2 protein-coding genes and 1 pseudogene are annotated in these 2,080 nt (G+C 72.8%); 2 read left to right on the top strand and 1 reads right to left on the bottom strand.

The features are described 5' to 3' along the window. Nucleotides 1-349, bottom strand: a 349-nt coding sequence (locus tag AX737_RS17995; RefSeq protein WP_156453814.1) for a DUF2252 family protein, incomplete at its 3' end; no start/stop codon positions are given. 196 nt (nucleotides 350-545) lie between these two features. On the opposite strand from AX737_RS17995, the gene AX737_RS17990 reads away from it, so the two are divergent. Further along, the gene (locus tag AX737_RS17990) at nucleotides 546-1,664 is read left to right on the top strand and encodes a phosphatase PAP2 family protein (protein ID WP_238231851.1); all 1,119 of its coding nucleotides are present in this window, start codon (nucleotides 546-548) and stop codon (nucleotides 1,662-1,664) included. Between the two features lie 89 nt (nucleotides 1,665-1,753). Further along, nucleotides 1,754-2,080, top strand: a pseudogene (locus AX737_RS17985) (hypothetical protein); the annotation flags it as partial.

Genomic DNA, 2,080 nt, shown 5'->3' with positions numbered 1-2,080 from the left:
AGATCTGGCTCGTGGGTGTGCGGGCTAGGTCCCAGGCCATGACGTGGGCGGCGCCCCGGAGGAACGCGAAGGGTGAGCTCGCCATGCGGGCGACCCGCAGCGGGATGAGGTCCGGCTGGCGGCCCTGGTGCGCCCGCTCGATCAGCGAGACCGGATCGGGCCGGTCCTCGGGCAGGTCGAGGGTGCCGTGGCCCGCGTGCGGCACGGCCTCGCGCAGGGTCTTGCCGGCGGCGCGCCGCTTCGCCCAGGGCTCGCCGCTCCCGCGCAGGTCGATCCGCGGGTAGTCGGCCAGCGGCTCCAGCACGACGTCCTCGGGCGGCTCGCCGCCGTGGTCCTGCCGCGCCTGCATGTCGTCGAGCCCGAGGCCGCTCTGCCGATCCATGGAAACCCGTCCCGCCAACGATCCGACATCTAGGGTGCAAAAATCGACCGGCATCCAGGGATGACGCCGCACCGCTGCACGTGCCTAGCACTCAAGCCTTGCCGGAGAACCAATGCGGGCGTCGCGCGTATCCATCGGTGCATCGGCAGGGGGCGACACGAGGATGATGGACCGACCGCGTCGCGGCAGCCTGGACGTTGCCGAGCCCGACGACGCGACGGAGGTCCCGGACGGGGCGAGCGATACGGACCGGCGGACACGCGCCCTCGACGCTCGGGCCCGCGGTGCGCGCCCGCGCTCGGCGGAATGGGCCGGGACACGGCGGCGGCTGCTCGCGGCCATCGCCGCGCCCCACCCCCTGCTCTGGCTGACGACGCTGGCTCTGGTCGTGCTCGACGCCGTCTGGCTCCACCGGGCCGGCATCCGGCTCGATCCGCTCGCCCCGCTCGGAGTCGCGGCGCTGGTCGCCGTCCTCCTCGCCGTCGCCGCCTGCCTCGGCCCGATCAAGTCCGAGCCGTCGCTGCGCGCGATGGCGCTGGCGAGCGCAAGCCTCATCGCCTTCACGGTGCCGGTCGCCATCCTGCACTACGCCGCCGCCACCCTCCGGCTGCCCCTGATCGACCACGCACTGGCGCGAGCCGAGCGGGCGCTCGGATTCGACTGGCCGACCTACCTCGCGTGGCTGAATCTCCACCCGGATCTCAACTGGTGGCTGTCTCTCGCCTATCACACGAGCGGGCCGCAGATCGCGGTGGTGGTGATCGTTCTTGCGGCGACCCGCCGTCTCGGCCGGCTCTGGGCCTTCGTGCGCCTGTTCTGCGCCACGCTGCTCTGCGTGGTCGTCGTCTCGGCCGTCCTGCCCGCGGTCGGCGCCTACGCGCATTACGCACCCGCCGAGCTGCCGGTTGCCGGAATCGAGACGGTCGGCGCCCTCTGGCACCTTGACGCGCTGGAACAGCTGCGCGCCGGAACCTTCGATACCCTGGTGCTCGGCGACGTCCGGGGCCTCGTGACGTTCCCCTCCTTCCACGTCTGCCTCGCGATCCTCACCGCCTGGGCCCTCGCGCCGGTCCGGTTCGTCGGGGCGCCGGCCCTCTTGCTCAACGGAGCCGTGATCGTCGCGACGCTGGGGTCCGGCGGACACTATCTGCCGGACCTCCTGGCGGGCGCCGCAGTGGCCGGCGCGGGTCTTCTCGTGCATCGCGGCCGGCGCCAGGGGCTCACGCGCCGTCCCGTCCGGCCGGTGAATGCGGGGGTGATGCGGCCGAGCCCGATCGCCTAGGAACAGAGAAGGCAACTCTTGGTTGCACCAACGACGCACCTGCCGCCCGCGCGGCCGAACCGTACGCGTCGTCCAACCGGGAGCCCCCGATGCTGCGCCGTGACTTCCTCGTACACATGTTGACGGCCACCGCCGCCCTGGCGGTGACACGGACGGCGATCGCCCAGCCGACGCCATCGGGCGCGCTGCCCACGCCGGTCTACCTGGAGATGGCCACCAAGGGCGGTCTCTTCCTCGAGAACACGGCTCGCGACGCCCATGCCAGGACCCGCGATCCGGCCGTGAAGCGCTTCGCGCGGGCCGAGGTGACCGAGCAGGTCAACCTTGCCAACCGGATCGACGGCTACACCGGCGGCGCGCCGATGGCCGCGGGCCGGGCTGGGCCGGGCGGATTGGTGGGTGGCCTCGTCGGGGCA

The organism is Methylobacterium sp. CCH5-D2 (assembly GCF_001556475.1).
In the GTDB taxonomy this organism is placed as follows: Bacteria; Pseudomonadota; Alphaproteobacteria; order Rhizobiales; family Beijerinckiaceae; genus Methylobacterium; species Methylobacterium hispanicum.
The sequence above is the reverse complement of the archived record's forward strand: the minus strand, read 5'-3'. Positions and strand labels throughout refer to the sequence as shown.

What these genes read in the sequence shown, in the direction of transcription:
- AX737_RS17990 (WP_238231851.1), top strand. Translation starts at nt 546, where the DNA reads ATGATGGACCGACCGCGTCGCGGCAGCCTGGACGTTGCCGAGCCCGAC.